The sequence below is a fragment of the Curtobacterium sp. ODYSSEY 48 V2 genome (genome assembly GCF_023712625.1).
Classification (GTDB): domain Bacteria; phylum Actinomycetota; class Actinomycetes; order Actinomycetales; family Microbacteriaceae; genus Curtobacterium.
The window spans coordinates 1-394 of the sequence record NZ_JAMAXX010000062.1; the positions used below are offsets into that span (position 1 = coordinate 1).

Below are 394 nucleotides of genomic sequence, written 5' to 3' on the forward strand. Positions count from 1 at the left end.
AATCAGGTTGACGACGCGCCGGGCCTTCATAGGCGTCACGCGGATGTAGCGCGCAGATGCCTTGGCTTCCATTGCTTTCCTTCTCTCGTCTTGTCGAAGAAGTGCAGCGTGCTGACCCCTGGGGTCAGCGACGCTTGCCCTTCTTGTCGTCCTTCACATCGCCGCGGAACGTGCGGGTGGGAGCGAACTAGCCGAGCTTGTGCCCGACCATCGACTCCGTGACGAACACGGGAACGTGCTTGCGCCCGTCGTGCACGGCAATGGTGTGGCCGAGCATGTCGGGGATGATCATGGAACGGCGGGACCACGTCTTGATGACGTTCTTGGTGCCCTTCTCGTTCTCCTTGGCGACCTTCACGAAGAGGTGCTGATCAACGAAAGGGCCCTTTTTGAG

General features: G+C 60.2%; 2 pseudogenes. Both read right to left on the bottom strand.

The features are described from left to right. Positions 1-72: pseudogene (locus tag M3666_RS16485) on the bottom strand (50S ribosomal protein L22); the annotation flags it as partial. Between the two features lie 52 nt (positions 73-124). After that, positions 125-394: pseudogene (gene rpsS / locus M3666_RS16490) on the bottom strand (30S ribosomal protein S19); the annotation flags it as partial.